Below are 26,931 nucleotides of genomic sequence, written 5' to 3'. Positions count from 1 at the left end.
GTGGCGGCAGACAAGGCCGCGCCGCCCCGCGCCGACGCGGCCTCGCCGGCGCCCACGCCATGGCCGCGATCGACGCCGGCATCGGCGCCCTGGCCTGCGCTGGCCTCCAGCGCCACGGGCCGCAGCCCCAGGCGCACGGCGGCAGCCTCGAAGTCCTGGCGCAAGCCAGTGTCGGCGGCGGGCAGGCTGAGGAACAACGGCAGGTCGGCGGCAGGTGCGGTGGATGCGGCGGCGGCACCGGCCGCCGCCGCATCCAGCAGCCGCTCGACATGACGGCGCGGCAACCCTTCCGTGGTCAGCAGATGAATCAGTTCACCGTGGCGGTCGAGTTGCGGATTGAGCATGGGCGGGCCAGCGCCGGCGTCAGGGCGCCGGCGGCTTGTCCAGGTAGCGTTGCAGGATGACGGCCGCCGCCATGGCGTCGTCGGCCGCGTGGGTGCCCAGCAACTGCTGCGCCTGCACGCTGGAGCCGCGTTCGTCGACCAGTTCGACGGCGACGCCGAAGCGGCCATGCAGCTGGTTGGCAAAACGGCGGCAGCGCGCGGTGGCGGGCTGTTCGCCGCCGTCGCTGGCGAGCGCCAGGCCGACCACCACGCGGTGCGGCTGCCATTCGCCCAGCAAGGCCTCGATGCGCGCGAAACGCACGTCGCGCACTTCACTGAAGATGATCTCCAGCGGCCGCGCGTGGCGCGTCAGCGTATTGCCGATGGCCACGCCGATTTTCTTTTCGCCGAAGTCGAAGGCCAGCAGGGTTTCTTCAGGCATGGCCCGCGTCGCCGGCCAGCATCACCGGATCGATGCCCAGCAGCTTGAGCGCGGCCGGATAGCGTTCCTCGGGAGGCACGTCGAAGATGATGTGGTCATCGGCGCCGACCGACAGCCAGGCGTTCTGGCCCATCTCGCTTTCGAGCTGGCCGGCGCCCCAGCCGGCATAGCCCAGCGTGACCAGCATGCGGGCCGGGCCGTTGCCGTCGGCCACGGCCTGCAACACGTCGCGCGAGGTGGTCAGGGCCATTTCGCCCAGCTTGATGCTGGAGCTGTAGTCGCCGGCGGGCGCGTGCAGCACGAAACCGCGGTCGGTCTGTACCGGGCCGCCGAAGAACACCAGGGTGTCCTTGACCGGCCCGATTTCGAGCGCCAGGTCGATGCGTTCGAACAGGGTGCCGAGCGTCAGGTCGGTGGGCCGGTTGATGACCAGGCCCAGGGCGCCGCGCTCGCTGTGTTCGCAAACATAGATGACCGAGCCGGCCAGACTGCCTTCGACCATGCCCGGCATGGCGATCAGGAACTGGTTGGCGAAGTTGGCGGCCTGCGTGCTGGCCTCTTCGTGGTGTTTTTCCGTCATGGCAACCCCTCTGTGGGTAGTCTGATAAGCCGGGGGCCGCCACCATGGCGTGGCCCGTCGGAAGCGCGGAGCGGACATGGCCGCCCCTCGTTGCAAGCCTTGGCGGAATACGTCGGCGCTGCGGGTTCAGATTTCCATCAGTTCGAAGTCCTCTTTGCGGGCACCGCATTCGGGACAGACCCAGTTCGGCGGCACATCTTCCCAGCGCGTGCCGGGCGCAATACCTTCGTCGGGCAGGCCAGCCTCTTCGTCGTAGACCCAGCCGCAAATCAGACACATCCAAGTACGCATAGTTCTCTCTTACATCAATTCCCTGCCGTCGTCCCCGCTACAGGGCAAAGGCGGGAGGCATCCATTAGAATGGGGACAATCTTACCGAAACCCAATAGGGGTTCCCCTGATTCTCCGCAAAATGAGTCCGGGTACCCTTACTCTAGCGCTGTCCACGTGGCCCCCGTTACTCCCCCTCTCGTTTTGGTCTTCGGCCCGCTCGACCCCTCGGGCGCCGACGGCTTGCCCGCGGATGCCGTCACCTGTGCCCGCCTGGGCTGTCATGGCCTGGCGGCCGTCACGGCGCTGACGGTGCAGGATACCGCCGGCATCGAAGAAATCCATCCCGTGTCGCCCGACCTGCTGGACGACCAGGCCCGCTGCCTGCTCGAGGACATGTCGGTGCAGGCGATCAAGGTGGGCGGACTATACACCGCGGAAACGGCAAGCGTGGCCGCGCAGGTGGCCGCCGATTACAGCCAGGTGCCGCTGGTGCTGCACCTGGGCCAGCGCGCCCAGGTGCCGGCTGACGCCGCCGACGAGGACGAGGCCGACGATCTGCTGGCCGCCGTGCTCGAACTGGTGCTGCCGCAGACCGACCTGCTGGTCGTCGAACATCTGCGCCTGGCCCAATGGCACGCCGACGGCGACATCGATATCGGGGACGCACCTTCGCCGATGCATGCGCTGGTCGCGGCCGGCGCCGAATGGGTGCTGGTGCTGGGCAGCCCGCAGCGGCCCGGCCATTACGCCAACGTGCTGCTCGGCCCCAATGGCCAGACCACCACGCTGCCCTGGCAGGCGCCGCCCGACCGCAATGGCGATGCCGGCGGCCTGGCCGCCACCGCCATCACCGCCCAGCTGGCGCGTGGCCTGGAGATGCCCGAGGCGGTGCGCCAGGGCCTGGCCCACGCCGACGCCGCGGTCGCCGCCAGCTTCCTGCCGGGCATGGGCCGGCGCATTCCCAACCGGATCCAACCGCAATGAAAGCCCTGCGTTTTCCCACCGGCCTGTACGGCGTCACCCCCGAATGGGACGACACCGAGCGCCTGATGCGCGCGGTGCGCCAGGCCGCCGAGGGCGGCATGCGCGCGCTGCAACTGCGCCGCAAGGATGTGCCCGACGCCGTGCGCGCCGAACAGGCGCGCGCCCTGGCGCCGCTGTGCCGCGAACTGGGCGTGGTGTTCCTGATCAATGACGACTGGCGCCTGGCGCTCGAAGTCGGCGCCGACGGCGCCCACGTCGGCCGCGACGACGACAGCCTGGCGCGCATCCGCGCCGAAGCCGGCCCCGACCTGATCCTGGGCGGTTCCAGCTACGATGACCTGGCCCGCGCCCGCGAGCTGCTCGACGCCGGGGCCGACTACATCGCCTTCGGCGCCATGTTCCTCTCGCGCGTCAAGCCGGACACCGTGCGCGCGCCGCTGTCGGTGCTGACCGAGGCCCGCGCGCTGGTCGAGGAGCGCGACGCGCCGCGTCCGGCCGTGGTCGCCATCGGCGGCATCACGCCCGACAACGCCGCGCTGGTGGCCGCCGCCGGCGCCGATTCGGTCGCCGTCATCACCGGCCTGTTCGAGGCGCCCGCCATCCGCGCCGCCGCCGCGGCCTGCGCCGCGCCCTACTCCATCAACCGCAACCAGAAGCCCTGACCGCCATGTCCCGTAACGCCCAGCTTTTCGAACGCGCCTGCCGCAGCATCCCCGGCGGCGTCAACTCGCCCGTGCGCGCCTTCCGCTCCGTGGGCGGCACGCCGCGCTTCATCAAGCGCGCGCAGGGTCCTTACGTCTGGGACGCGGAAGACAAGCAGTACATCGACTACGTCGGTTCGTGGGGCCCGGCCATCCTGGGCCACTCCCATCCGGAAGTGGTGCGCGCGGTACAGGAAGCGGCCGTCAACGGCCTGTCGTTCGGCGCCCCCACCGAGGCCGAGATCGAGCTGGCCGAAGTGCTGATCGCGCGCCTGCCGTCGCTGGAACAGGTGCGCCTGGTCAGCTCCGGCACCGAGGCCACCATGACCGCCATCCGCCTGGCGCGCGGCGCCACCGGCCGCAACAAGATCGTCAAGTTCGAGGGCTGCTACCACGGCCATTCCGACAGCTTGCTGGTCAAGGCCGGCTCGGGCCTGCTGACCTTCGGCAACCCCAGCTCGGCCGGCGTGCCGCCCGAATTCGTCTCGCACACGCTGACCCTGGAATACAACAACCTGGACGCGGTGCGCGCGGCCTTCGCCCAGCACGGCGCCGACATCGCCTGCATCATCGTCGAGCCGATCGCCGGCAACATGAACCTGATCAAGCCGGCCGCCGGCTTTCTGGAAGGGCTGCGCGAGGTCTGCACGCAGCATGGCGCGCTGCTGATCTTCGACGAGGTCATGACCGGTTTCCGCGTCGGCCCGCAGGGGGTGCAGGGCCTGTCGGGCGTCAAGCCCGACCTGACCACGCTGGCCAAGGTGATCGGCGGCGGCATGCCGGTGGGCGCCTTCGGCGGCAGCGCCGAGATCATGAAGCACATCGCGCCGCTGGGCGGCGTCTACCAGGCGGGCACGCTGTCGGGCAATCCGGTGGCCGTGGCCGCCGGCCTGGCCACGCTGCGCCTGATCGCCGCGCCCGGCTTCTACGACAAGCTGACGGCGCAGACCGCCAAGCTGGCCCAGGGCCTGCAGGAGCGCGCCCGCGCCGCCGGCCTGCCGTTCTCGGCCGACTCGGTGGGCGGCATGTTCGGCATCTATTTCAGCGACAAGGTGCCGGCCACCTTCGCCGAGGTCTCGGCCTGCGACACCGCGCGCTTCAACCGCTTCTTCCATGCCATGCTGGACCACGGCGTGCATTTCGCGCCGTCGGCGTTCGAGGCCGGCTTCGTCTCGGCCACCCATGACGACGCCGTGATCCAGGCCACGCTGGATATCGCCGCGAAAGTGTTCGCAACCCTCTGACCGGCACGCCGGGCGCGGCCCGCGCCCGCCCCTTGCTACCCGACGGCCCGCCGGCATCCGCCACGGGCCGTTGTACTAGGGGGTCTTGTACTGCCGATACAGCGCGGTGACGTCGCGCACGTACTGCTGCGTCTCGGCGTAGGGCGGAACCGCGTCGTACTTACGCACCGCGCCCTCGCCCGCGTTGTATGCCGCCAGCGCCAGGTCCAGCCGACCGGGATACTGGTCGATCAGGCGGCGCAGCAGGTTCGACCCCGCCTTCACGTTGGTGGCGGGATCGACCAGCGCCCTTTCGATGTCGTCCGACACCAGCAGCGTGGCTGCCGTGGCCGGCATCAGCTGCATCAAGCCCAGCGCCCCCTTGGGCGAGCGCGCATCGCTGCGAAAGCCGGACTCCACCGCGATGACCGCGGTAATCAGCGCCCGGTCCACCCCCGAATCCCTGGCCGCCTGCGCGATCAGTTCGTCGTGCGCCGTGGGCGGCGGCGTCGGCCCCCAGCGCGCGGCGCGCTGGCGCACCCCCAGCAGGCTGGCGCCGTCGCCGGCGCGCGGCTCGCATTCCAGACAGACCTTGACGCGGTTGCCGCGCACGGCGACGCGGGCCTGGGCGCGCTTGTAGTACTTGGCATAGCCGTTGGGCACTTTCATGGCGCGCCAGACGCCGAACGGATCGCGGTAGCGGTAAATCTCGTCGGCGCGGGCGCTGCCCGCCGGCGCCAGGACCGCCGCGGCGGCCACCAGGGTGACGATGGCCAGGCCGGCCGTGGCCGCGCGCCCGCGGCGCGGCAGGGACGACAGGAAAGAAAGGGATCGGGACATGGCGTCGACGCTCCGGCGGCAGCAAAGGGGAGATGACATCGGACACCTATGCTGAGCCGCCGCGCGCGCTTTGTCGCTCCTGCCGATGGCCTAGAGCTTGTTCATCCCCAGGGCGAATGGCAGCCAGGGCGGGAGGCGCGATCGCGGCCACGCGCCCCGCCGAGGGGGGCAATCGGTCTGAAATAAGGGCCGCATCTAGACCATTTGTGCCCGTTCCAGGACGATTACTGCGCAGTAGCCCCCGCTTCCTGGGTTAACATATGTCGCAATATTTCGTTTAATTACTAAATGAATGAACCCCGGCGAAAAGCCGCCGGGCGGGAGGCGGAGATGGGCGCAGACAACACGCTCCAGCTGGTGCTGGATGCCAATACCAACGTCCTGACGGCGATATACACGCCGCCATCCGTGCCGGACAGCGCCGCCGGCACGCCCGGGGATGCCCCGGCCGGCGATGCCGCGCCGCAGGACGCCGCGGCCCAAGACAGCACCGTCCACGACGGCACGGCCCAGGATGTCGCGTCCCAGGATGCCCCCGACGCCACGCCGCCTGCCGCCCTGCCGAGCTGGGACGCCCTGGCCGCCCTGGCCAGCGCCCAAGGCTGGTCGACCGAGGCGTTGGATAACCACGCCGTCATCGCCTTCATCGATCTGGCCCGCCAGGCCACCGAAAGGGTACAGGTTCCGGTGGGCAAGCTGGTCGACGGCTCATTCGACCTGGAAGTGGACGCCACCTGCATGTCGGCCCTGGTCACGCTGCACCCGCCTAAAGGCGGCAAGCCGGTGAGCCTGGCGGCACTGCGCCAGGCCATCGCCGACCAGGGCATCATCCACGGCGTGCTGGAACAGGAACTGGCCGAGGCCGTCGAACGCGGCGGCCCGCAAACCGTGCTGATCGCGCAGGGCACGCCGCCCACGCGCGGCACCCCCACCCGCTTCGAGAGCCTGCTGGATCGCCTCAAGCCGCGCGCCCAGGAATTGGATGACCTGGCGCAGATAGACTACCGCGACCTGGGCAGTCTGCTGCTGGTGACGCCCGGCATGCCGCTGATGCGCCGCATTCCGCCGCTGCCCGGCATCGATGGCCGCAACGTGCTGGGCCAGCCGGTGCTGCCGGAAGAACTGCCGGACACGCCGTTCAACGCCGAAATGTCCGGCGTCGAAATCGACCCCGAGGATCCCAACCTGCTGCGCGCCGCCATCGCCGGCTCGCCCAAGCTGATCCACCAGGGCGCGCAGGTCAATCCGGTGGTCGAGGTGGACGCGGTCGACCTGTCCACCGGCAACATCAACTTCCAGGGCTCGCTGCAGGTGCGCGGCGACATCAGCGCCACCATGGAAGTGCGGGTGACGGGCGACGTGGTCGTCAACGGCACCATGGAAGCCGCGCTGGTCGAGGCCGGCGGCAACGTCACGGTCAAGGGCGGCATCATCGGCATGGCCGAGGCCATGTCGGACGCCAGCGGCGGCGCCAACGCGGCCGCGCGCACCGCCCACATCGTCTGTGGCGGCGAAGTGCGTGCCCGCTTCATCACCAACGCCATCATCAGCGCCGGCCAGAACGTCGAGGTCGAGCGCGAGATCCGCCAGAGCAGCATCGCGGCCGGCGGCAGCGTCAATGTCGGCCCGCCCAGCGCCCAGCAGACCGCGATCACCGGCGGCCAGACCCGCGCGCTGCAATCGGTGCGCGCGGGCACCATCGGGTCACCGGCGGGCGTGCCCACGCTGGTGCAGGCCGGACTGGATCCGCACGCCGACATCAAGCGCTCGGCGCTGACACGCAAACGCCTGAAAATGAACGAGGAAAAGGCCAAGCTGGAGCAGTTGCTGCTGTTCCTGCAGGCCAACCCGGGACGCGCCGCTGGCGACGTGGTCGACCGCGCCCGCAATACCCACACCAAGTTGGGCCGCGACCTGATCGAGCTGGACGAGGAAGAGGCCCAGCTGATCCGCGATCTGCAGCCGCTGCATACCGCCACCATCATCGCCGCGCGGCGCTTCTGTGGCGGCACCCGGATCCAGGTGGGCAACCGCATGCAGGAATTCATGGAGGATCAGGTCGGCGGCAAGGCCGGCCTGGAAGAAGGCGAGATCGTCATCCGCTGACGCGCGCCGGCCTGCCGCCGGTATCTTTGCACGCTGCGCGCCGCGCCGCCCTCGCCCCGACCGGCGAGGGGCTCAGGGCGCCAGCTGCTTGAACCAGGCGCGCGGGGAAATCCCGCGATCCGGCCCCAGGATCGAGAAGCCGCCGTCCACCGGGATATCCACGCCTGTCATCCACGAGGCCGCATCCGAGCAGGCGAAACACACCGCCGCCGCGATCTCTTCGCCCGAGCCGACCCGGCCCAGCGGATGGAAGTGCGCGCCCACCGCGTCGGCCGCGGCGCGCGAGCCGCCCGCCAGTTGCTCGACCGAGGGCGACCAGGTCCAGGCCGGCGACACCGCCAGCACGCGCACGCCGGCCGGCGCCAGTTCCACCGCGAAGTTCTTGGTGATCTGCAGCAACGCCGCCTTGGACGCCGGATACAGCGCCCGCCCCGCGGCGCCGAACTTGCCGCCGGTGCTGCCCAGGTTGACCACCACCCCGCCGCGCGGCAGCAGCGGCGCCGCCATCTGCGTGAAAATGGCGGCCGACACCAGGTTGGTGTCGAGCGTGGCGTGCCATTCCTCGCGGCTGGAGGCCAGCCCGCGATCGTTGTACTGGCAGGCGTTGTTCACCAGGATGTCGACCCGGCCGAAGCGCGCCAGCGCCGCGTCCAGACATTGCCGGATCTGCTCGTCGCGGCCGATGTCGGTTTCCTGGAACAGCGCGGCCGCGCCGATTTCGCCGGCCAGCGCCTGTCCGGCCTGGGCGTTGCGCCCCACCAGCACCACATTGGCGCCAGCCGCCGCCAGGCCGCGGGCGATGTCCGCGCCCAGTCCCTGGGTGCCGCCGGTGACGATGGCGGTCTTGCCGGCCAAGCCGGGAAAGCCTGAAAAATCCATGATGGGGTCCTAGATCAATGAGGCGTGGCCGCCCAGCTTACCGCCTGCGCCACCGAGCCGGTCTGCGCGATCAGGCGCATGCTGGCCAGCGAGGCATCGTGTACCGCCGGGTCCGCCGCAGCGCAGGCGTCTTCGGCCACCATGACATGGAAGCCGATATCGGCGGCGTGGCGCACGGTGCCTTCAACTACCGAATGCGTGGCCACGCCGGCCACCACCAGCCGGCGCGCGCCCAGCAGCCGCAGGGTTTCCTCCAGCGGCGTGCCGTAAAAGGCGCTGATCCGGGTGTGTTTGACCACGAACTCGCGCGTACTGCCCGCCAGCGGCTGCAGGCCGTCGTAGAAGGCGCTGCCCCACTGGCCTTCGGCCACCGCGCCGATGCTGGCGACGTTGCGGAAGATCGCGCAGTTGGGCAGCAGGTCGGCATAGTCGGGACGGAATGCGATACGCACATGCACGATCGGCAGGCCATGACCACGCGCGCCGTCGAGCAACGCCGCGGCGCCGCGCAGCACGCGCTGGCGCACCTCGCCGTCGGCGTCCAGCCCGACGCGGATCTTGCCGGCGGGATGCAGCACGTCGTTCTGGTAGTGCAGCGCCAGCACCGCGGTATCGCTCGCGCTCACACAAACACCTCGAACACGTCGTGCGCATCATCGCAGTTGACCAGGTCGACGCGCTTCATGCGGATACGCCAGCTGTCGCCGGCGGCCGCCAGTTTGTGGGTATAGCGGCCGGCCAATTGGCGCGGCTGGCGCTTGCGCCACTCGGTCATCTGGAATGCCGAGTGCACCACCAGGTTGCCGCCGGCATCCACGCCCTCGACCTGCACCCCGCCCACCAGCCGCGCGCTGCGCGTGGGCGGCTGCTGCGACCAATTGCGCGGATGCTGCAGCCGGCGGATGCGCACGTCGCGCAGCATGCGGTCCTCCCAGAACAACGAGATATGGTCGTAAGGGCTGGCCTGGCCCGGCTCGCGCGGCATCCAGTACATGCCGTCGTCGGTCCACAGCGACTGCCAGTCGTCGTAGCGGCGCTCGTCCAGCAGCCGCGCCTCGCGGTACAGGAACTGGGCGATGCGGTGGTAGGCCTCGGCCGGCACGTCGGCCGGCGCCAGGTTGGCGGTGGATACGTCGAATTCCAGGTCTAGCAGCATGCGCCTTCTCCTTGGCCGTGGGCGGGCGCCACGGGACCGGCCTCCATGTAGTTCTTCCAGGCGCGAAACTGGTTGCGCATCGGCAACTCGCTGGTGCCGTTGACCGACACCATGCCGTCGGCGTCGCGGCGGTCGGTGCCGTGGTAACGGTGCATGCTGACCCACTCGCCGCCCCGGGTGGCGTTGCCTTCCTGGCAGCGGTTGTAGAGTTCGATATCGTCCGGCATGACGTTGGACGACGGCGAATTGATCACGTTGGCGTACAGCATGGCGCGCTTGAACACGCCCTCGGGCGCGCCCTTGCAGCGGAAGGTCTGGATCTCGATCAGGGTGCGGTCGACGGCGATCGGGCGGATCACGCGAAACTGCTGGAACACCGTATGCGGCGAACCGCTGCCGTAGATAACGGTATTGTGGCGGTTCATGCCCAGGATCTCGCGGGCGCGCTCGGCGCCATAGGCCGCGGTCAGCGACTCGAAGTGGGCGCGCGACACCGGATCGCGTTCGGCCGCGCCCGGGTTGAAGATGCCTTCCATGTAGCCGTGGCCGTTGTCGTAGGCGCGCAGCTCCAGCTTTTCCCAGAACTCGTAGGGTTCGCCGTTGCCGTCCATGATGTGCAGCTCGAACGGCATCTCGCCGATCTCCTTGGCCTCGTCGCGGGCGGCGGCAAAGGACGATTCGTGCGTCACGCGGGCGTGCATGGTGTCGTGCAGATTCTCGTAGAACACCTTCCAGTTCGAGCGCTGCATCACGCGGAAGATGCCGCCGGCCACTTCCACCTCGCCCACCGGCGAGCGGTCGCAGAGGTTGTCGATCGACGAGCGCACGCCGCCCAGGAATTCCGCCAGGCCCTGGCCGTCGCGCGCCTGACTGGCGAAGACGAAGCCACGATAGCTTTCGACGCGCGGCAGGCGGCGCATCGAAAAGGTCGGATCGGTGGGATCGTACGAAGTGCCTTCCAGCCCCTGCTTGAGCGGCACCCCAAGATGGCTCCCATCCAGCTTGAAGGTCCAGGCGTGATAGGGGCAGCGGAAAAACTTGCCGACACAGCCGTCGCCGTCCGCCACCACCTTCGCGCCCTTGTGCGGGCAGCGGTTGTACAGCACGTGCACGCGGCCGTCGCTGGCGCGCACCATCAGCACGTCCTGGTCGCCCAGACGCGTGGTGTGATAGTCGCCGGTCCTGGGCACCTGGCTTTCGTGGCCGACGTAGACCCAGGCGCGGCCGTAGATGCGCTGCATCTCCAGCTCGAAAATCGCCGGATCGGTGTACAGGGCGCGGTGCACACTGTCGCCGCGCACCATCTCGCCCAATTGTTGATCGCTATACGGCATGGCGGTCTCCTACTTGTTCTCGCTGTCTTTCCAGCGCGCCATCAAGGTATTCGAGGGCAGGGTTTCGTCGAGCAGCTTCTGCGCGGTCTCGCGGCCCGCCACCGGCAGGCCCTTGGGATCGAGCACGCCGATCTGCACCAGCACGCTGGCCTGGTCCCAATAGATATGCTCGTGGCAGAGCTTGTCGCCGCGGAACTTGACGATGGCCACCAGCGGGATCTCGACGTACTTGCCGGTGGGCGCGATGCCAGGCAGCAGCCAGTCGATCTCGGTGGTGTGGGTGAAGCAGAACAGCAGCTCGTCGACAATCTGCGTCGCGCCCACAGTGCGCGACAACGGCACCAGCTTCGTGTCCGGCGGATTGCTGTTGACGAAGTGGTGCTGGTAGAAGCGCGACAGCTCGCGATAGCCGACGCCGCCCGTCATGGTGGGGATGTGGTTGACGTAGGGCTCGGCCACCATCGTGGCCATGGTCGCGGCCACGTCGCGGGTGCCGAATTCGTACTCGCAGTGCTTGTCCCACAGATACGAATAATCGAACTGCGGGCCGATCACCCGTTGCAGCGCGGCCATGCTGCGCTGGTGCGCCATCAGCGCCGACGGCTTGTCGTAGTGCTCGCCGCCGGTGCGGGCAAAAGCATGGTCCATGCCCGGATAGACGTACAGCTCGACGTTCGGCTTGCCGCCCAGCGCCTCCAGAATTCGCTGGCGCGCCGGCGGCGGGCAGAAGCCGTCCTGCTCGGCAATGTGCAGCACCAGCCGGCCGCGCAGGTTGGCGGCCTCGTCCAGGCTGTCCTCGATGCCCACGCCGTAATAGCCGATGGCCACGTCGGCATCGGTGCGGCAGGCGGCCAGGTAGGCCAGCTTGCCGCCCAGGCAGTAACCCAGCACGCCGGCGCCGCCTTCCTGCTCGGGCAGCGCCCGCAGCGCCGCCAGGGTCGAGGCGACATCCTTGACGCCCAGATCGACATCGAAACGCTGGTACAGCTCGAAGGCCCGCGGCATGTCGGCTGGTCCGTCGGTCAGCTGGATGCCGGGTTGCTGGCGCCAGAACAGGTCCGGCGCCAGCACCACATAGCCTTCCTCGGCCAACGCCTGCGCGGCGCGGCGCATGAAATCGTTGATGCCGAAGATCTCCTGGCACAGCACCAGCCCCGGCCCGTGGCCCGAGACGGGCACGGCCAGGTAGGCGCCAAAGGACTTGCCGTCGTGCGAGGCGACGGTCACCTCGCGCGTCGTGATGGTTGCGGTCATGCGTCTCTCCTTGATGCTTGCGTCGCCCGGCCTACTTCATCTGGCAAGCGGCGGCGAACGGATCGTGATATTGCGTCAGCAGCGTGCCCGACAGCTTGTTGGCCAGCTTGCCGTCCGCGCCCTTGACGATGGTGCGCAGGTAGTAGTTCTGGATCGGATACTGGTTGCGATTGAACTTGAAATCGCCGCGCACCGACTTGAAATCGGCGCGGCGCAGCGCCGGCCGCAACGCGTCGGCGCCCAGCTTGCCGCCGGTCTGCCGGACCGCGCTGTCCAGCAGCATGGCCGCGTCGTAACCCTGCGAGGCATAGAGCGTGGGGGTGCGGTTGTAGGCCTTCTTGAAATCCTCGACGAACTTGCGGTTGGCGGGGTTGTCCAGGTCGGCGGCCCACTGCGAAGAATTGTGCAGGCCCTCGATCGGCGCGCCCACCGCGGCGATGGTGTCCTCGTCGCCCGAAAAGCCCGGCGCCAGCAGCGCGATGTCCTTGCCCAGGCCGGCGCCGTTGAACTGCTTGATGAAATTCACGCCCATGCCGCCCGGCAGGAAGAAGAACACGGCGTCCGGCTTGCTGGCGCGCAGGCGCGTGATCTCCACGCCATAATCGAGCTGGCCCAACTGGGTGTAGATCTCCTCGGACAGCCCGCCCTTGTACAGGCGCTTGAAGCCATTGAGCGACTCGCGCCCGCCTGGATAGTCCGGCGCGATCAGCGCCACCCGCTTGAAGCCCTGGCCGGCGGCGTACTTGCCCATGGCCGCCGGGATGTCCTCGTTTTGCCAGGCCACCGCGAAGAAATTCGGGTTGCAGCCGGCGCCCGCATAGTTCTCGGGTCCGGTATTGGTGCTGAGATAGATCGTGCCCGACTGCAGGATGGCCGGCATCACCGGCAGCAGCACATTGGAGAACACGATGCCGGTCATGACATCGACCTTGTCGCGCTTGAGCAGCCGCTCGACCGCCTGACGCCCGGCGTCGGCCTTCTGCTGATCATCGGCCACCACCACCTCGGCCGGCAGCCCGCCCAGCTTGCCGCCGGTATGTTGCAGCGCGAGATTGAAGCCGTCGCGGATCTCATTGCCCAGCGCCGCGCCCGGCCCGGACAGCGTGGTCAGCAGGCCCACCTTGATCCTGTCCGCCGCCGCCGCGCCCGTCGCCACCGCCATACAGGCCGCCGCCACCAACGCCCCCAGCGCACCGCGGCGCCACCGTTTTCCGTTCATGAGACATTCCCCAGATAGCCGCCGGCGCCGCCGGCGCAATGCTGACAGAATCCGTCTGCCGTCGGTACACCCTGCCACCGATGAAAACTGCCAGCTTACGCGCCACGGCGCCGCCTTCCAACAACCCCCAGCTTAGGGCCGGCGCGCGCCCCGCTCTATCCGATTCGGCCCACGCCTATCCGGGATTCACTTAATTCCAAAGGCTTGACGATTGCATTACGCTCGACGGCGATACGGGAGCGTTCCCGTCCCGGAGGCATCCATGCACGGCTGGTCCCGCATCGAGCTGGCGCCATTGCTCAAACAACGCGTCTTCAGTTCCACCCAGCCCGCCGAAACCCGCGAGCGCGTCTCCGAGGCGCTCAAGGACCATCGCCTGACCTGGAAAGGCGGCCGCGTCGACGCCGAACTGAACCGCGCCCGCTTCGGCGCCCTGAGCGTCTGTACGCTGCGCTACGGCGCCGAAGTCCACATCGAACCCGACCGGCTGCAGGACTTCATGCTGGTGCAGGTGCCGCTGCACGGCCGCGCCCGCATCGAATGCGGCGCCGACTGCGTCGATGCCCATCCCGACTGCGCCGCCGTCATCGCCCCCAACCGCGCCCTGAAGCTGCACTGGGAAGCCGGCTGCGAACAACTGCTGCTGAAGATCCCGCGCGGCAAACTCGAAGCCATCGGTCACCGCGTCTTCGGCGACGCCGCCGCCCGCCCCCTGGACTTCAGCCCCGCCCTGCGCCTGGACACCCCCGTGGGCGCCGCCTGGCGCAGCATGATGACCAGCCTGATCCACCTGCTGCCCACCCTGGACGACGGCGCCCCAAGGCCCCCGGCCGCCTGGCTCGAACACCTGGAAGACACACTGGTCCTGCACCTGCTCTACAACCAGCCCAACACCTGGCAACGCCACGCCGGCCTGGCCCCCGCCCTGCCGCGCCGCATCGCCCAGGCCGAAGCCTACATGCGCGCCCACCTGGCCGCCCCGCTGACCCTCACCGACATCGCCCGCGGCGCCGGCGCCAGCCCCAGCGCGCTCACGCGCCTGTTCCAGCAACACCGCGAAACCACCCCCATGCAGGCGCTGCGCGTCCTGCGGCTGGATGCCGCCCGCGAAAAGCTGCAACAAGGCGCCTGCGAAAGCGTGACCGAGGTGGCCGTCTCCGTCGGCATCAGCCACCTGGGCAGATTCTCCGAGTACTACCGCGACCGCTTCGGCGAACTCCCCCGCGAAACTTTCCAAGCTGGCAAATAGCCAGCCACCTGGCGCCATGCGCCAAACCCGCAGCCACGGGCACATAACTACTAACGTAGTTAAATCAACACATACGTGATAACGCGACCCCCGCAAGCGCGCAGCGTCATCCGCCCCCCGCAAGACACCACGTAAGCGTCAAAAGGCCGCCCGCGCGGCCGCCTTGAAGCGGGCCCCGCAAGCCGCTCTGAACAAGAATTACCGCCGCCAAGAACGCCAAGAAACGCGCCCTTCCCGGCATCCGCCATTAATTCTCATCGTGAGCGGGTGACGGGGCAGGCGGGGGATGGCGGGGCGTGTAGATGCGCCCGAGGGAATCCGTAGGGAGCCGAAGGCGGACGAGGATGACAACGGGGCAGTCCGGAGCGAAGGCTCCGGACCGCAATCGTAGCCCCGCCATCCCCCGCCTGCCCCGTCACCCGCGGCTCAAGAACCCAACCCAGCGCGCATCACACGCCAGGCAGGCCCCGCACTCAAGCCGGCACAACAGCCGTCACTTCAATCTCCACCTTGGCCCGATCCTCAACCAGATCCGCCACCTCCACCGCCGTCATCGCCGGAAAATGCCGCCCGATCAATTCACGATAGTGCTTGCCGATCTCCGGATACGCCGCCACATAGGCATCCTTGTCCGTCACATACCACGTCATCCGCACGATATGCTCAGGCCTGGCTCCGCCTTCGGCAAGAATCGCCACGATATTCGCCAACGTCTGCCGAACCTGATCGGCCAGGTCATCCGACTCGAACTGTTGCTGCCCGTTCCAGCCCACCTGCCCGCCCACGAACACCAGCTTGCTCCCCACCGTCATCTCGGTCAGGATCCCATTCGAATAGCCCCTCGGCGCCATCCAATCCGGCGGTTGCAGAATCTTCATAACGTCTCATCCTATTATCAAAAAACAAACACCAGGGTGACCACCACCGCACTCACTCGGCGGCGACCAGATAATCCTGCATGCGCTCGCGCAGATCCGCCGGCAACGGCATCGACTTCATCGTGCGCAGATCCACCGTCACGATCGTCAGCGTCGCCGACAACCGCAACTGCCCGTCCGGCCCCTCGAACCGCACCAGCGCCTTGAACGACGCGCCGCCGATGCGCTGCACCTGCAGCGTCTGGCGCAGCCTCTCATGCCAGCGGCTCGGCGCACTGAAATCGCACGTCACCGACGCCATCGGCGTGCCGATGTGGCGCTCCACATGCAGCGCGTGGAATGGCAACCCCATGCCCTTGTCGAACCATTCCTCGACAAAGTCATTGATCATCTCGAAGTAGCGAGGATAGAAAACGATGCCCGCCGGATCGCAATGACGGAAGCGGACTTCGACCTGGCTGATGAAAGGTGCTGCCATGGAATTTCCTTGATGCAAAAAATCACGCCATCTTGCGCAACGCGAAACGCTGCAGCTTGCCCGTCTCGGTGCGCGGCAGCGCCGATACGAACTCGATGGCGCGGGGATATTTGTAAGGTGCGATGCTGGCCTTGACGAACTGCTGCAACGCCGCCACCAGCGCCTCGCTGGGCGCAAAACCCGGCTTGAGCACCACGAAGGCCTTGACCAGCTGGCCGCGCTCCTCGTCGGGCGCGCCGACCACGCCGCATTCGGCCACCGCCTCGTGGCGCAGCAGCGCGTCCTCGACCTCAGGGCCGGCGATGTTGTAGCCGGCCGAGACGATCATGTCGTCGTTGCGCGCCTGGTAGAACAGATAGCCGTCGTCGTCCTGCACGAAGGTGTCGCCCGGCAGGTTCCAGCCCTTCTGCACGAAGCGCCGCTGGCGCTCGTCGGCCAGGTAGCGGCAGCCGGTCGGCCCCTTGATCGCCAGGCGGCCCACCGTGCCATTGGGCACCGGGTTCATCTCGTCGTCCACGATCTGGGCGATATAACCCGGCACCACCCGGCCGATGGCGCCGCGGCGCACCGACTCGGGTGGGCTCGACACGAACACGTGGATCATCTCCGTGCCGCCAATGCCGTCGATCATCTCGATGCCGCTGGCCTGCTTCCACAACTGCCGGGTCGCATCGGGCAGCGCCTCGCCGGCCGACACGCTCTTCTTGAGCGAGGACAGGTCGAACTTGCCCACCAGCGCCGCCATCTGGCGGTAGAACGTGGGCGCGGTGAAGACAATGGTGGCGCGGAAATCCTGGATCAGCTGCAACAGGCTCTCCGGCGTCAGGCGCTCGGCCAGCACCGTGCTGGCGCCGACCCGCAGCGGGAAGCACAGCAGCCCGCCCAGCCCGAAAGTGAACGCCAGCGGCGGCGTGCCGCAAAAGATATCGTCCGGCCCCGGCTTGATGACATGCTTGGGAAACAGATCGCACATCGCCAGCACGTCGCGATGGAAGTGCATGCAGCCCTTGGGCGCGCCCGTGGTGCCGCTGGTGAACGCGATCAGGCAGACGTCGTCGGCGGCGGTATCGCAGGCGGCGAAGTCGTCCGGCTTGGCGGCGGCCAGCGTGTCCAGCGCATCGGGCGCCGTATCGTTGAAATACACAATCTGCGCCAGGCCCGGACAATGCTGCTCATGATCCGGCTGGGCGCAGAACTGCGCCTCGTCCTTCAGGCGGATATCGCACAGCACCGCCTGGATCTGCGCCTTGTCGATGATCTGCTTGAGCTCCTTGGCGCGCAGCAGCGGCATGGTTGGCACCGTCACCAGGCCGGCCTTGATGGCGGCCAGCCACGAAGCGGCCATCATCGGGTTGTTGGGGCCGCGCAGCAGCAGCCGGTTGCCCGGCACCAGCTTCATGTCCTCGACCAGCACGCGGGCGATGCGGTTGGTCAGCGCGGCCAGCTCGCGGTAGGTCATGCTGGCCGGCTTGCCATCCTGCGCCCAGCGCAACGCGATGCGCTCGCCATGGCCGCGCCCGACCATGGCGTCCACCAGTTCGACGGCGCAATTGAAACGTTTTGGGTAGGCCACGTCCGGGCCGTCCAGCAGGAATTCTGGCCATTGTTCGCCCGGGGGCAGATTGTCCCGGGTGAAGGTGTCGATGTGGGCGGATACTTCCATGCAATTCCCCTTGCTGCTGCGATGTGGTTGACAGTGCCGAAAGCGCAAGCTCGATGGCTCGCTCAGGCTTTCAGCAACTCGCGGGCGATGATCAACTTCTGCACTTCCGTGGCGCCTTCGTAGATACGCAGCGCTCTGATTTCCCTGTAAAGCTTCTCCACCGGCATCCCCGAGACCACGCCGGCGCCGCCGAACATCTGCAGCGCGCGGTCGATCACGCTCTGCGCCGATTCGGTGGCCGTCATCTTGGCCATGGCCGCCTCGCGCGTGGTGCGTTGTTTCTGCACGTCGCGCATCCACGCGGCGCGGTAGGTCAGCAGCGCCGAGGCGTCGATGGCCGTGGCCATGTCGCCGAGCGCGGCCTGCGTCAGTTGCAGATCGGCCAGCGTCTGGCCGAACATGCGGCGCGACTTGGCGCGCGCCAGCCCTTCGTCCAGCGCGCGGCGGGCAAAGCCCAGCGCGGCGGCCGCCACCGAGGCGCGGAAGATGTCCAGCGTCATCATGGCCAGCTTGAACCCCTGTCCCGCCTCGCCCAGCCGCTGCGCCACCGGGATGCGGCAGTTGTCGAAGGTGATGGTGGCCAGCGGATGCGGCGCGATCAGTTCGATGCGCTCCGAGACCTCGAACCCCGGCGTGTCGGCATCCACCACGAAGGCGCTGATACCGCGCGCGCCCGGCGCCTCGCCGGTGCGCGCGAACACGCAATAGAAGTCGGCGATGCCGCCGTTGGAAATCCAGGTCTTGGCGCCGTTGAGCACGTAGTGGTCGCCGTCCCGCCGCGCCTCGCAGGCCAGCGCGGCCACGTCCGAGCCGGCATCCGGTTCCGACAGCGCGAAGGCCGCGATGGCCTCGCCGGCCGCCACCCGCGGCAGGTAGCGTTGGCGCAGCGCGTCCGACCCCATCAGCGAGATCGCGCCGCTGCCCAGGCCCTGCATGGCGAAGGCGAAATCCGCCAGGCCCTCGTGGCGCGCGAAAGTTTCGCGCAGGACGCAGACCGAGCGCGAGTCGACTTCGGGCAGCGCCCCGCCCCAGGCGCCGCCGGGACCGCCGGCGACCGCGTAGCGCAGCCAGCCGGCCTGGCCCATGGCCTTGACCAGCTTGCGGCAGGCGGCGTCGGCATCGTGGTGATCGACGTCCCCCAGGGCGCCTTCGCACCAACCGTCCACCTCGTGCGCCAGCTTGCGATGGGCGTCGTCGAAAAAGGGCCAATCCAGCCAGCTTGCGTCGCGCATCATCAGTTCCCCTCGAAGACGGGTTTTTGCTTGGCGACGAACGCCTCGTAGGCGCGGTGGAAGTCGCGCGTCTGCATGCAGATGGCCTGCGCCTCGGCTTCGGCTTCGATGGCCTCATCCACGCCCATGTTCCATTCCTGGTGCAGCAGCTTCTTGGTTACGCCGTGGGCGAAGGTCGGGCCCGCGGCCAGCTGCGCGGCCAGCTTGGCCGCCACGTCCATCAGCGCATCCGATGCGTGCAGGGCGTTGAAAAAGCCCCAGCTGGCGCCTTCCTCGGCGGTCATGGCGCGGCCGGTGTACAGCAGCTCGGAGGCGCGCCCCTGGCCGATCATGCGCGGCAGCAGCGTGCACGCGCCCATGTCGGCGCCCGCCAGGCCCACCCGCGTGAACAGGAAGGCGGTGCGCGCGGCCGGCGTGCCCAGGCGCATGTCGGCGGCCAGCGCCACCATCGCGCCGGCGCCGGCGCAAACGCCGTCCACGGCCGCCACGATGGGCTGCGGGCAGGCGCGCATGGCCTTGACCAGGTCGCCCGTCATGCGGGTGAAGTCCAGCAGCTCGGGCATGCTCATCTTCGTCAGCGGGCCGATGATTTCATGCACGTCGCCGCCCGAGCAGAAGTTGCCGCCGGCGCCGGCCACCACCACCACCTTGATGTCGGTCGCGTACACCAGCGCGCGGAACAGGTCGCGCAGTTCGGCGTAGGAATCGAAGGTCAGCGGGTTCTTGCGCTCGGGGCGGTTGAGCGTGATGGTGGCGACCTTGCCGTCGGCCGACACCTGCCACAGGAACGTCCGCGCCTGGTAGCCGGCCAGCGGGCGCTTGTGGTGCTTCATGGTGTGCTCTTCGGGCTGCGTGCTCATGCTGTCTCCGTGGTGGAATCGTGGGATGGAGTGGGGACGTGCCGGCTCAGCCGGTCATCACTTCGCCGCCGTCGACGGCGATGGCCTGGCCATTGATGGACGACGAGGCCGGCAGCGCCAGCCAGGCGACCGTTTCGGCCACTTCTTCGGGCTGCACCAGGCGGCCCTGCGGATTGCGCTCGGCCAGCTTGGCGCGGGCGGCTTGCGGCGTCATGCCGGTCTTCTCGACGATATTGGTGACCGCGCCGCGCACGATGTCGGTCTCGGTATAGCCCGGGCAGACGGCGTTGATGGTGACGCCCTTCTGCGCCGTTTCCAGCGCCAGCGAGCGGGTCAGGCCGATCACGCCGTGCTTGGCCGCGCAGTAGGCGCTGACGTAGGCGTAGCCGATCAGGCCGGCGGTGCTGGCCACGTTGATGACGCGGCCCCACCGGGCCGCCAGCATGCCAGGCAAGGCCGCCTGGATGCAGTGGAAGGTGCCGGTCAGGTTGACCGCCAGCATCGACTGCCACAGCGCGGCGTCGGTGCGGTCGAAGCGCTGGCTGACCGCCTGGCCGGCGTTGTTCACCAGCACCAGCACCGGGCCGAGCTCGGCCTCGGCCTGGACGAAGGCCTGGCGCACCGAAGCCTCATCGGCGATGTCGGCGCTGACCGCCTGCACCTGGCCCAGGCTGGCCAGACTGTCGACCGCCGCGTCCAGCGCGCCGCCGTCGCGGCCCAGCAGCGTAACGCGGGCGCCGCGCGCCAGCAGCGCGCGGGCGCTGGCCAGGCCGATGCCGCGGGCGCCGCCCGTCACCAGCGCGTGGCGCCCCGCCAGGGGAAGGGAGGAAGCGCTCATTTGATATCCAGTTGCGCCATGGCGGCGGCGCGCTCGAAATTGGTTTCCAGCTGGCGCTTGCCGGCGAAGTACTGGCTCGGCCAGGCCACATCGCGATAGCCCACGCGGGCCGCTTCGCGCAGCGTCCAGGAGGCATCCGCCAGATGGGGACGGGCCAGCGCGCACAGGTCGGCGCGGCCCGAGGCGATGATGGCGTTGGCGTGGTCGGCCTCGAAGATCGCCCCCACCGCGATGGTGGGGATGCCGGCCTCGTTGCGCACGCGGTCGGCGAACGGGGTCTGGAACATGCGGCCGTAGACCGGCTTTTCTTCCTTGCTGACCTGGCCCGACGAGCAGTCGATCATGTCGGCCCCGGCGGCCTTGAAGTGGCGCGCGATCTCGACGGCATCATCGGGGGTGATGCCGCCCTCGACCCAGTCGCTGGCCGAGATCCGCACCGACATCGGCTTGTCCTCGGGCCAGACGGCGCGCACCGCGCGGAACACTTCCAGCGGGAAGCGCAAGCGGTTCTCCAGGCTGCCGCCGTATTCGTCGTCGCGGTGGTTGGTCAGCGGCGAGATGAAGCTGGACAGCAGATAGCCGTGGGCGCAGTGCAGTTCGAGCCAATCGAAACCGGCGGCCTGGGCGCGGCGCGCGGCGGCCACGAAGTTGTCGCGCACGTCGTCCATGTCGGCGCGCGTCATGGCGCGCGGCGTCTGTGACACGCCCTCGATGTACGGCAGCGCCGAGGCCGACAGCAGCGGCCAGTTGCCTTCGGCCAGCGGGTGATCGATCTTCTGCCAGCCCAATTGGGTCGAACCCTTGCGGCCGGCGTGGCCCAGCTGCACGCCGATGCGGGCGTCGCTGTTGCCATGCACGAAACCGACGATGCGGGCAAAGGCCTGTTGCTGCGCGTCATTCCACAGGCCCGGGCACCCCGGGGTGATGCGGCCATCGGGCGAAACGCAGGTCATTTCCACCATCACCAGCCCGGCGCCGCCCATGGCGCGCGCGCCCAGGTGGACCAGGTGGAAATCGCCCGGCACGCCGTCGATGCAGGAATACATGGCCATCGGCGACACCATGATGCGGTTCTTCAGCGTCACGCCGCGCGCCCGGTACGGCGTCAGCATCGGCAGCGCGGGCCGCTGGCCGGCCGGCGCCGGCGCGCCGGCATGCTCGGCGATCCAGCGCTCGAAGCCTTCCAGCCAGGCCGGATCGCGCAGCCGCAGGTTTTCGTGCGAGATGCGCTGCGAGCGGGTCAGCAGGGAATAGGCGAACTGCTCGGGTTCGAGTTCGGCGTAGCGCGCCACGTTCTCGAACCACTCGGTGGAGTTGCGGGCGGCGTTCTGGATCTTCAGTACCTCGACGCTGCGCACTTCCTCGTAGTGCTTCAGGCCGCGTTCGACGCTGCCTTCGGCGCCGCTCAGGCAGCGCGCCAGCTCGATCGCGTCTTCCAGCGCCAGCTTGGTGCCCGAGCCGATGGAGAAGTGCGCGGTGTGCGCCGCGTCGCCCATCAGCACCACCGGCACGGCGCGCTTGCCGCGCGGCGTGTCCAGCGAGTTCCAGTGCACCCAGGTGTTGCAGATGACGCGCGGGAAGCGGATCCAGATGGCCGAGCCACGCAGGTGCGAGGCATTGCTGACCAGCGGGTTGCCGTCGAGCCACGGCGCGAACAGCTTCTCGCAATAGGCGATGCCGTCTTCCTGGCTCATCTGCTCGATGCCGGCGGCCTGCCAGGTCTCTTCGGGCGTCTCGACGATGAAGGTCGACATGCCGTCTTCGTAGCGGTAGGCATGCGCCTGGAACCAGCCGTGCTCGGTCTGCACGAAGGCGAAGGTAAAGGCGTCGAAGGTCTTCTTGGTGCCGAGCCAGACGAAGCGGCAGCGGCGCTGGTCGATATCGGGATGGAAGGTGTCGGCGTAGCGGGTGCGGATCTGGCTGTTGATGCCGTCCGAGGCAATGACCAGATCGGCGTCGTATTCGCGGGCGATGGCCTGGTCGTCCTGCACGAAGTTCTCGAACACCAGCTTGACGCCGACATCTTCGCAGCGCGCCTGCAGGATGTTGAGCAGCTTCTTGCGGCCGATGCCGATGAAGCCGTGGCCGCCGCTGCGGAGGCTGCGGCCCTTGAAGTGGATGTCGATGTCGTCCCAGTGGTTGAAGGCATCGCCGATGGTCTGGGCGGAAACCGGATCGGCTTCGCGCAGATTCTGCATGGTGGCATCCGAAAACACCACGCCCCAGCCGAAGGTGTCATAGGGTCGGTTGCGCTCGATCACGGTGACTTCGTTGGCCGGGTCCTGCAACTTCATGAGCAGACCGAAATACAGGCCGGCGGGGCCACCACCAATGCATACGATTTTCATTGCCGTAACGCTCCAAGAAGTGCGGCCCGGAAGCTTGGGGCGGGTCGCTGCTATTTTTAGGCCTTGATAGTTTAGGCTTGAAATATATACCTGGAATGAGAGGATCGCAAATGGGGGAAACGTGGAGGGGCTGGGATTCTGGGGACGGGCTTGGGGTTCGCCCGTGGGGTGCAGGGAGGGGAGGTGCCGGTGGGGGGCAGCGGAGGCGCCTTAAGCACTCAGGCGCCGCAAGAAAAGCAGACCGCTCACCCCCGCGCCCGCAACCACTCCTCAAGATCATCCGCCGGCAACGGCGGCGAAAACAGGAAGCCCTGCCCGGCCGCGCACCCCTGTTCGATCAGGAAGCGCCGCTGCTCTTCATTCTCGATCCCCTCGGCCACCACCGGCAGGCTCAGGCTCTCGCCGATCCGGATCACCGCGCTCGTCAACGCGCGGGCCGCGTCATCGCTCTCCAACCCCTGAACGAAACTGCGGTCCAGCTTCAGCTCATCCACGATCAGGCGCCGCAGATGCCCCAGGCTTGAATAGCCCGTGCCGAAGTCGTCCATCGACAGGCGCACCCCCAGGCGATGCAGTTCCGCGATCGTGCGCAGCGTGCCCGCCGTGGCGTCCAGCACCACGCCCTCGGTGATCTCCAGCATCAGGTCCGACGCCGCCAGGCCGAATTCGGCCAGCGTCGCGGCGATCATGCGCGGCAGGTTCAGGTTGTGGAAATTGGTCGCCGACAGATTCACCGACACCGACGGCACCTGCAGCCCGCCATGGCGCCAAATCGACAATTGCGAGCAAGCCTCGCGCACCGCCCAGTCGCCCAGGTCGCCGATCAGCCCGCATTCCTCGGCCAGCGGCACGAAACGCGCCGGCGATATATCCCCCAGCGTCGGATGGCGCCAGCGCGCCAGCGCCTCCACCCCATACAGGGTGCCGTTATTCAGCCCCACCTGCGGCTGGTAATGCAGGCGCAACGCGCGGCCCTCCAGCGCATCGCGCAGCGCCGCTTCCAGCGCCAGACGCTCCTGGGCCTGGCGGTTCATCTCGGCGCTGAAGAACGAAATGCGGTTGCGGCCCGCGGTCTTGGCCTGGTACATGGCCATGTCGGCGTGACGCAGCAGCGTGTCCATGTCGCGGCCGTTCTCGGGGAACACGCTGATGCCGATGCTCACCGACGGGTTGAGCGTGATGCCGCCCACCACGAACGGTTGCGCCAGCGACACCAGGATGTGCTCGGCCGCCGCCGTCAGGCGGCCATGCTCGAAATCGGGCATCAGCACCACGAACTCGTCGCCCGAGAGGCGGCCGACGATGTCGGAGGCGCGCGCCAGACGCCGCAGGCGCTGGGCAATGTCGCGCAGCAGCGCATCGCCGATAGGATGTCCCAGCGTGTCGTTGACCTGCTTGAAGCGGTCCAGGTCCAGGAACAGCACCGCCACGCGCTTGCGCTCCGGCTCGGCGCGGGCGATGGCCTGCTCGGCCTGGGCGAGCAGCAGATTGCGGTTCGGCAGGCCGGTCAGTTCGTCGTAGAACGCCAGCTGGCGGATACGGGCACGGGCCTCCTCGCGCTCCAGCGCCAGCGCGCACAGATACACGCACACATCCACCAGCCGATGGTGGAAGTCGTCCGGCAGGCGGCGTTCGCGGAAATAGAAGCCGAATGTGCCGATCACGCGGCCATCGCTCGACTTGATGGGCGAAGACCAGCAGGCCTTGATGTCCTCCGGCAGCGGCAGATGGCGATAGTTTTCCCACAACGGATCGGTGGCGATATCCGGCACGATCACTGGCCGGCCCAGGAACGCCGCTGTGCCGCAGGCGCCCACTTGCGGACCGATGGCCTCGCCGTCGAGCGCCTCGCTGTAGGCGGGGGGCATGCTCGGCGCCGCCAGGGGCCGCAACTTGCCGTCATCGTCCACCCGCAGGACGGTGGCCGCCACTTCCGGCGCCAGGCGCTCGACCTCGCGGCAGACCATGTTCATCACCTCGACCACCGAGGCCTCGTTCACCATCGCCTGCAGCACACGGCGCTGCAGCACCTCGTGCACCTTGGTGGGCGTGATGTCGGTCAGCACATCGACGATATTGACCAGCGACCCACGCTCGTCGAACACCGAATTGGCCATGACCGACACCCACAGCGGCTTGCCGCCGCGGTCATAGACCAGCACGTCCTTGTGATAGCCCTCGCGGCAGGCGATGCGGCGGTCCAGTTCCTCGCGGGTGCCGCCGTCGGGACGGCCGCCGGCCAACAGTTCGCCCAGTTCCTGGTCGCGGGCGTCGGCGCGCGAGAATCCCAGCATGCGCTGGAAACCCTCGTTGACATAGACAATGCGGCCATCACGGCCGGACACCGCCACGGCATTGCCGGTTTCGTTGATACCCAGCAACAACAGGCGGACTTCCTCCTGGCGCTCGGCGTCGGCGATGGATTTGCGCGAAATGACCGCGATGCGGCGCACCTCGCCGCTGGCGTCGCGCATCGGCATATAGGTGGCTTCGATCCACACCGATGCGCCGCAGCGCTTGCGATAGCGGCAGGTGCCCGAAAAGAACTCGCCGCGGCGCAGCCGCGCCCAGATCTGTTCGGCGCCGGCAATGCCCTTGCCTTCGTCCATGCTGTCGCACAGCAGGTCGTGGCGCAGGCAGACGATGTCGGCGCGCGGATAATCCAGCGTGGCCAGGAAATTGTCATTCGCGTGCAGCAGGGAGCCGGCGGTATCGAAATCGAACAGCAGCAGTGCCCGGTCGATCGTCGCCAGATAGTTGCTCGTCTGCCAAGCGGTCCCCTGCGGGGCCACGCTCGAACCGCCGGGATGAGAATCAAGCATAAGGGGCTCCATACCGGAAGACTGCGGTTCCGGGTTCATTCAGCGCCGGGGGAAGCCAAGTGCGACGCGATCGCGTCCATCCTGCTTGGCCAGGTACAGCGCCTGGTCCGCCCGGCTGAGCGTTTCTGAAAAGGTCTCTCCGAGTTGGTGGCAGGCCATGCCGATGCTGACGGTCAGGCGCAACACGTCAGGCCCGACGTCGATGGCCAGACTGCGCACCGCGCCCACCAGCCGGTCCATCACCCCCTGCGCCGTTTCGGGCGGGGTCGCGGGCAACAGCACCAGGAATTCCTCGCCGCCCCAGCGGCCGCACAGGTCGTACTCGCGCAGGCTGTTGCGCATGGCGCCAGCCAATTCCACCAGGGCGCGATCGCCGATTTCATGGCCATAACGGTCATTGACCGCCTTGAAATGGTCGACGTCGAGCATGGCGACCACGAAGGCCTGCCCGCCGCGGGTGGCGCGCTGCACCTCCTGCTTGATCATCTCCATCAGCGCGCGGCGGTTCAGCAGGCCGGTCAGCGGATCCCGGCGCGACGTCTCTTCCAGCGTCTTGTTCAAGTCGCGCATCATGCTCTGGTAATGATCGGAGATGCGCGCAATGCGCGCCAGCCGCTGCAACTGCCGGTCGAACTGTTCGCACAGCCCCATTTCGCGCTGGTGCGCCATCGACTGATAGGCGTCCGACAGGTGGGTGACGCGCTCGATCCGCGCCATCTGCTCGGCGGTATGCCGCCACAGGTCCTGCAGGGCCTCGCGCAGCGGATGCCCGGCGTATGCCGGGTCGGCCAGCAGCGTGGCGATGCGTTCGTCCAGTTCGGCGTTGCCGTGCTTCATTGCCGGCCAACGACCGAGAACGGGAAGGTGCAATCTTCCTTGAATTCCTCGGCCAACTCGCCGACGCGCTCGTTGCGCATGTCGTAGAACCACGTCACGCTGACCTCGCGGCCGTTGGCGTGGGCGGCCTCCAGCAGGTCGAAGATGTCCATGACCGACTTGATGCTGCTGGTGTTCAGGTAGAGCAGTTCCAGTTCGAGCTTCAACGGCGCGGCCGAGCCGAGCAGATAGGCTTCGACCCATTCGATCACGGGGCCGAACAGCTCGAAGGAGTTCTCGGGATACGAGTCGCCGCGCATCGCCAGCACGCCGGCGGCGGCATCGGCGGTGATGGCGGGCGTGGACTGGGTCCCGGGAATTTCTAGGTCTTTCATCAATGACTCCGAAAATTTTCTTGGGCTTTGGCGCGCCG

The 26,931-nt window shown here is 68.1% G+C and carries 25 protein-coding genes and 1 pseudogene; 5 read left to right on the top strand and 21 right to left on the bottom strand.

Annotated elements, in window-relative coordinates:
* The 4 genes and pseudogenes from HV701_RS26875 to HV701_RS23625 all read right to left on the bottom strand — a co-directional run.
* Positions 1-344 (bottom strand): annotated as a pseudogene (locus tag HV701_RS26875) (aspartate carbamoyltransferase); the annotation flags it as partial.
* Positions 345-363: 19 nt separating this feature from the next.
* A complete protein-coding gene (gene ruvX / locus HV701_RS23635; RefSeq protein ID WP_175135438.1) occupies positions 364-765 on the bottom strand; it encodes a Holliday junction resolvase RuvX in 402 nt (133 codons plus the stop codon).
* Positions 758-1,345 carry a YqgE/AlgH family protein gene (locus HV701_RS23630; RefSeq protein WP_175135437.1) on the bottom strand — a complete coding sequence of 196 codons (588 nt, stop codon included), beginning with the start codon at positions 1,343-1,345 and terminating at the stop codon, positions 758-760. The genes ruvX and HV701_RS23630 overlap by 8 nt, the downstream gene beginning before the upstream one ends.
* A 126-nt stretch (positions 1,346-1,471) precedes the next feature.
* Positions 1,472-1,636: a rubredoxin gene (locus tag HV701_RS23625; protein WP_003814980.1), complete on the bottom strand. Its 165-nt coding sequence runs from the start codon at positions 1,634-1,636 to the stop codon at positions 1,472-1,474.
* A gap of 156 nt (positions 1,637-1,792) precedes the next feature.
* Here HV701_RS23625 and HV701_RS23620 point away from each other — a divergent pair, with 156 nt between their 5' ends.
* From HV701_RS23620 to hemL, 3 genes are read left to right on the top strand one after another with little or no spacing between them, the layout of a single operon-like run.
* On the top strand, positions 1,793-2,602 hold the full coding sequence (locus tag HV701_RS23620) for a hydroxymethylpyrimidine/phosphomethylpyrimidine kinase (RefSeq protein WP_175135436.1): 810 nt from the start codon (positions 1,793-1,795) through the stop codon (positions 2,600-2,602).
* Entirely contained in the window at positions 2,599-3,264 is a 666-nt protein-coding gene (gene thiE / locus HV701_RS23615) for a thiamine phosphate synthase (protein ID WP_175135435.1), read from the top strand. Before HV701_RS23620 ends, thiE begins: the two co-directional genes overlap by 4 nt.
* A gap of 5 nt (positions 3,265-3,269) precedes the next feature.
* Complete coding sequence (gene hemL / locus HV701_RS23610; RefSeq protein ID WP_175135434.1) at positions 3,270-4,547, top strand: glutamate-1-semialdehyde 2,1-aminomutase; 1,278 nt, start codon at positions 3,270-3,272, stop codon at positions 4,545-4,547.
* 75 nt (positions 4,548-4,622) lie between these two features.
* Here the strand turns inward: hemL and HV701_RS23605 are convergent, their stop codons facing one another.
* Entirely contained in the window at positions 4,623-5,366 is a 744-nt protein-coding gene (locus tag HV701_RS23605) for a lytic transglycosylase domain-containing protein (RefSeq protein ID WP_175135433.1), read from the bottom strand.
* A 330-nt stretch (positions 5,367-5,696) separates the two neighbouring features.
* Here HV701_RS23605 and HV701_RS23600 point away from each other — a divergent pair, with 330 nt between their 5' ends.
* Complete coding sequence (locus tag HV701_RS23600; protein ID WP_175135432.1) at positions 5,697-7,472, top strand: DUF342 domain-containing protein; 1,776 nt, start codon at positions 5,697-5,699, stop codon at positions 7,470-7,472.
* 72 nt (positions 7,473-7,544) lie between these two features.
* Here HV701_RS23600 and HV701_RS23595 read toward each other — a convergent pair whose 3' ends face one another.
* The 6 genes from HV701_RS23595 to HV701_RS23570 are packed head-to-tail and all read right to left on the bottom strand — an operon-like array spanning position 7,545 to position 13,314.
* Positions 7,545-8,351: an SDR family oxidoreductase gene (locus tag HV701_RS23595; protein WP_175135431.1), complete on the bottom strand. Its 807-nt coding sequence runs from the start codon at positions 8,349-8,351 to the stop codon at positions 7,545-7,547.
* Between the two features lie 14 nt (positions 8,352-8,365).
* A complete protein-coding gene (locus HV701_RS23590) occupies positions 8,366-8,977 on the bottom strand; it encodes a cysteine hydrolase family protein (protein WP_175135430.1) in 612 nt (203 codons plus the stop codon).
* Positions 8,974-9,507 carry an aromatic-ring-hydroxylating dioxygenase subunit beta gene (locus HV701_RS23585; protein WP_175135429.1) on the bottom strand — a complete coding sequence of 178 codons (534 nt, stop codon included), beginning with the start codon at positions 9,505-9,507 and terminating at the stop codon, positions 8,974-8,976. Before HV701_RS23585 ends, HV701_RS23590 begins: the two co-directional genes overlap by 4 nt.
* Positions 9,498-10,841: an aromatic ring-hydroxylating dioxygenase subunit alpha gene (locus HV701_RS23580; protein WP_175135428.1), complete on the bottom strand. Its 1,344-nt coding sequence runs from the start codon at positions 10,839-10,841 to the stop codon at positions 9,498-9,500. The genes HV701_RS23585 and HV701_RS23580 overlap by 10 nt, the downstream gene beginning before the upstream one ends.
* 9 nt (positions 10,842-10,850) lie before the next feature.
* Entirely contained in the window at positions 10,851-12,095 is a 1,245-nt protein-coding gene (locus HV701_RS23575; protein ID WP_175135427.1) for a dienelactone hydrolase family protein, read from the bottom strand.
* A 31-nt stretch (positions 12,096-12,126) separates the two neighbouring features.
* Positions 12,127-13,314: an ABC transporter substrate-binding protein gene (locus tag HV701_RS23570; protein ID WP_175135426.1), complete on the bottom strand. Its 1,188-nt coding sequence runs from the start codon at positions 13,312-13,314 to the stop codon at positions 12,127-12,129.
* 262 nt (positions 13,315-13,576) lie between these two features.
* Between HV701_RS23570 and HV701_RS23565 the strand changes: the two genes are divergently transcribed.
* Positions 13,577-14,563 carry an AraC family transcriptional regulator gene (locus HV701_RS23565; protein ID WP_175135425.1) on the top strand — a complete coding sequence of 329 codons (987 nt, stop codon included), beginning with the start codon at positions 13,577-13,579 and terminating at the stop codon, positions 14,561-14,563.
* Positions 14,564-15,036: 473 nt separating this feature from the next.
* Here the strand turns inward: HV701_RS23565 and HV701_RS23560 are convergent, their stop codons facing one another.
* The 10 genes from HV701_RS23560 to siaC all read right to left on the bottom strand — a co-directional run bounded on the left by HV701_RS23560 (position 15,037) and on the right by siaC (position 26,893).
* The gene (locus HV701_RS23560; RefSeq protein WP_006388562.1) at positions 15,037-15,441 is read right to left on the bottom strand and encodes a RidA family protein; all 405 of its coding nucleotides are present in this window, start codon (positions 15,439-15,441) and stop codon (positions 15,037-15,039) included.
* A 52-nt stretch (positions 15,442-15,493) separates the two neighbouring features.
* A complete protein-coding gene (locus HV701_RS23555) occupies positions 15,494-15,919 on the bottom strand; it encodes an acyl-CoA thioesterase (protein ID WP_175135424.1) in 426 nt (141 codons plus the stop codon).
* Positions 15,920-15,941: 22 nt separating this feature from the next.
* A complete protein-coding gene (locus tag HV701_RS23550; protein ID WP_175135423.1) occupies positions 15,942-17,582 on the bottom strand; it encodes an AMP-binding protein in 1,641 nt (546 codons plus the stop codon).
* Between the two features lie 62 nt (positions 17,583-17,644).
* Entirely contained in the window at positions 17,645-18,814 is a 1,170-nt protein-coding gene (locus HV701_RS23545; RefSeq protein ID WP_175135440.1) for an acyl-CoA dehydrogenase family protein, read from the bottom strand.
* Between the two features lie 2 nt (positions 18,815-18,816).
* Complete coding sequence (locus HV701_RS23540; protein ID WP_175135422.1) at positions 18,817-19,674, bottom strand: enoyl-CoA hydratase family protein; 858 nt, start codon at positions 19,672-19,674, stop codon at positions 18,817-18,819.
* 46 nt (positions 19,675-19,720) lie between these two features.
* Positions 19,721-20,512, bottom strand: a complete 792-nt coding sequence (locus tag HV701_RS23535) for an SDR family NAD(P)-dependent oxidoreductase (RefSeq protein WP_175135421.1) — start codon at positions 20,510-20,512, stop codon at positions 19,721-19,723.
* On the bottom strand, positions 20,509-22,860 hold the full coding sequence (locus HV701_RS23530) for a bifunctional salicylyl-CoA 5-hydroxylase/oxidoreductase (RefSeq protein ID WP_175135420.1): 2,352 nt from the start codon (positions 22,858-22,860) through the stop codon (positions 20,509-20,511). The genes HV701_RS23535 and HV701_RS23530 overlap by 4 nt, the downstream gene beginning before the upstream one ends.
* A 245-nt stretch (positions 22,861-23,105) precedes the next feature.
* Positions 23,106-25,682 (bottom strand): sensor domain-containing protein, encoded by a 2,577-nt coding sequence (locus HV701_RS23525; protein ID WP_254595236.1) that lies wholly within the window; start codon positions 25,680-25,682, stop codon positions 23,106-23,108.
* A gap of 39 nt (positions 25,683-25,721) precedes the next feature.
* Positions 25,722-26,519, bottom strand: coding sequence for a biofilm regulation diguanylate cyclase SiaD (gene siaD / locus HV701_RS23520; protein WP_175135418.1), 798 nt, complete (start codon positions 26,517-26,519; stop codon positions 25,722-25,724).
* The gene (gene siaC / locus HV701_RS23515; protein ID WP_175135417.1) at positions 26,516-26,893 is read right to left on the bottom strand and encodes a biofilm regulation phosphoprotein SiaC; all 378 of its coding nucleotides are present in this window, start codon (positions 26,891-26,893) and stop codon (positions 26,516-26,518) included. Before siaC ends, siaD begins: the two co-directional genes overlap by 4 nt.
* Between the last annotated feature and the right edge of the window lie 38 nt (positions 26,894-26,931).

It is taken from the genome of Achromobacter pulmonis (assembly GCF_902859765.1).
In the GTDB taxonomy this organism is placed as follows: domain Bacteria; phylum Pseudomonadota; class Gammaproteobacteria; order Burkholderiales; family Burkholderiaceae_B; genus Achromobacter; species Achromobacter pulmonis.
The sequence above is the reverse complement of the archived record's forward strand: the minus strand, read 5'-3'. Positions and strand labels throughout refer to the sequence as shown.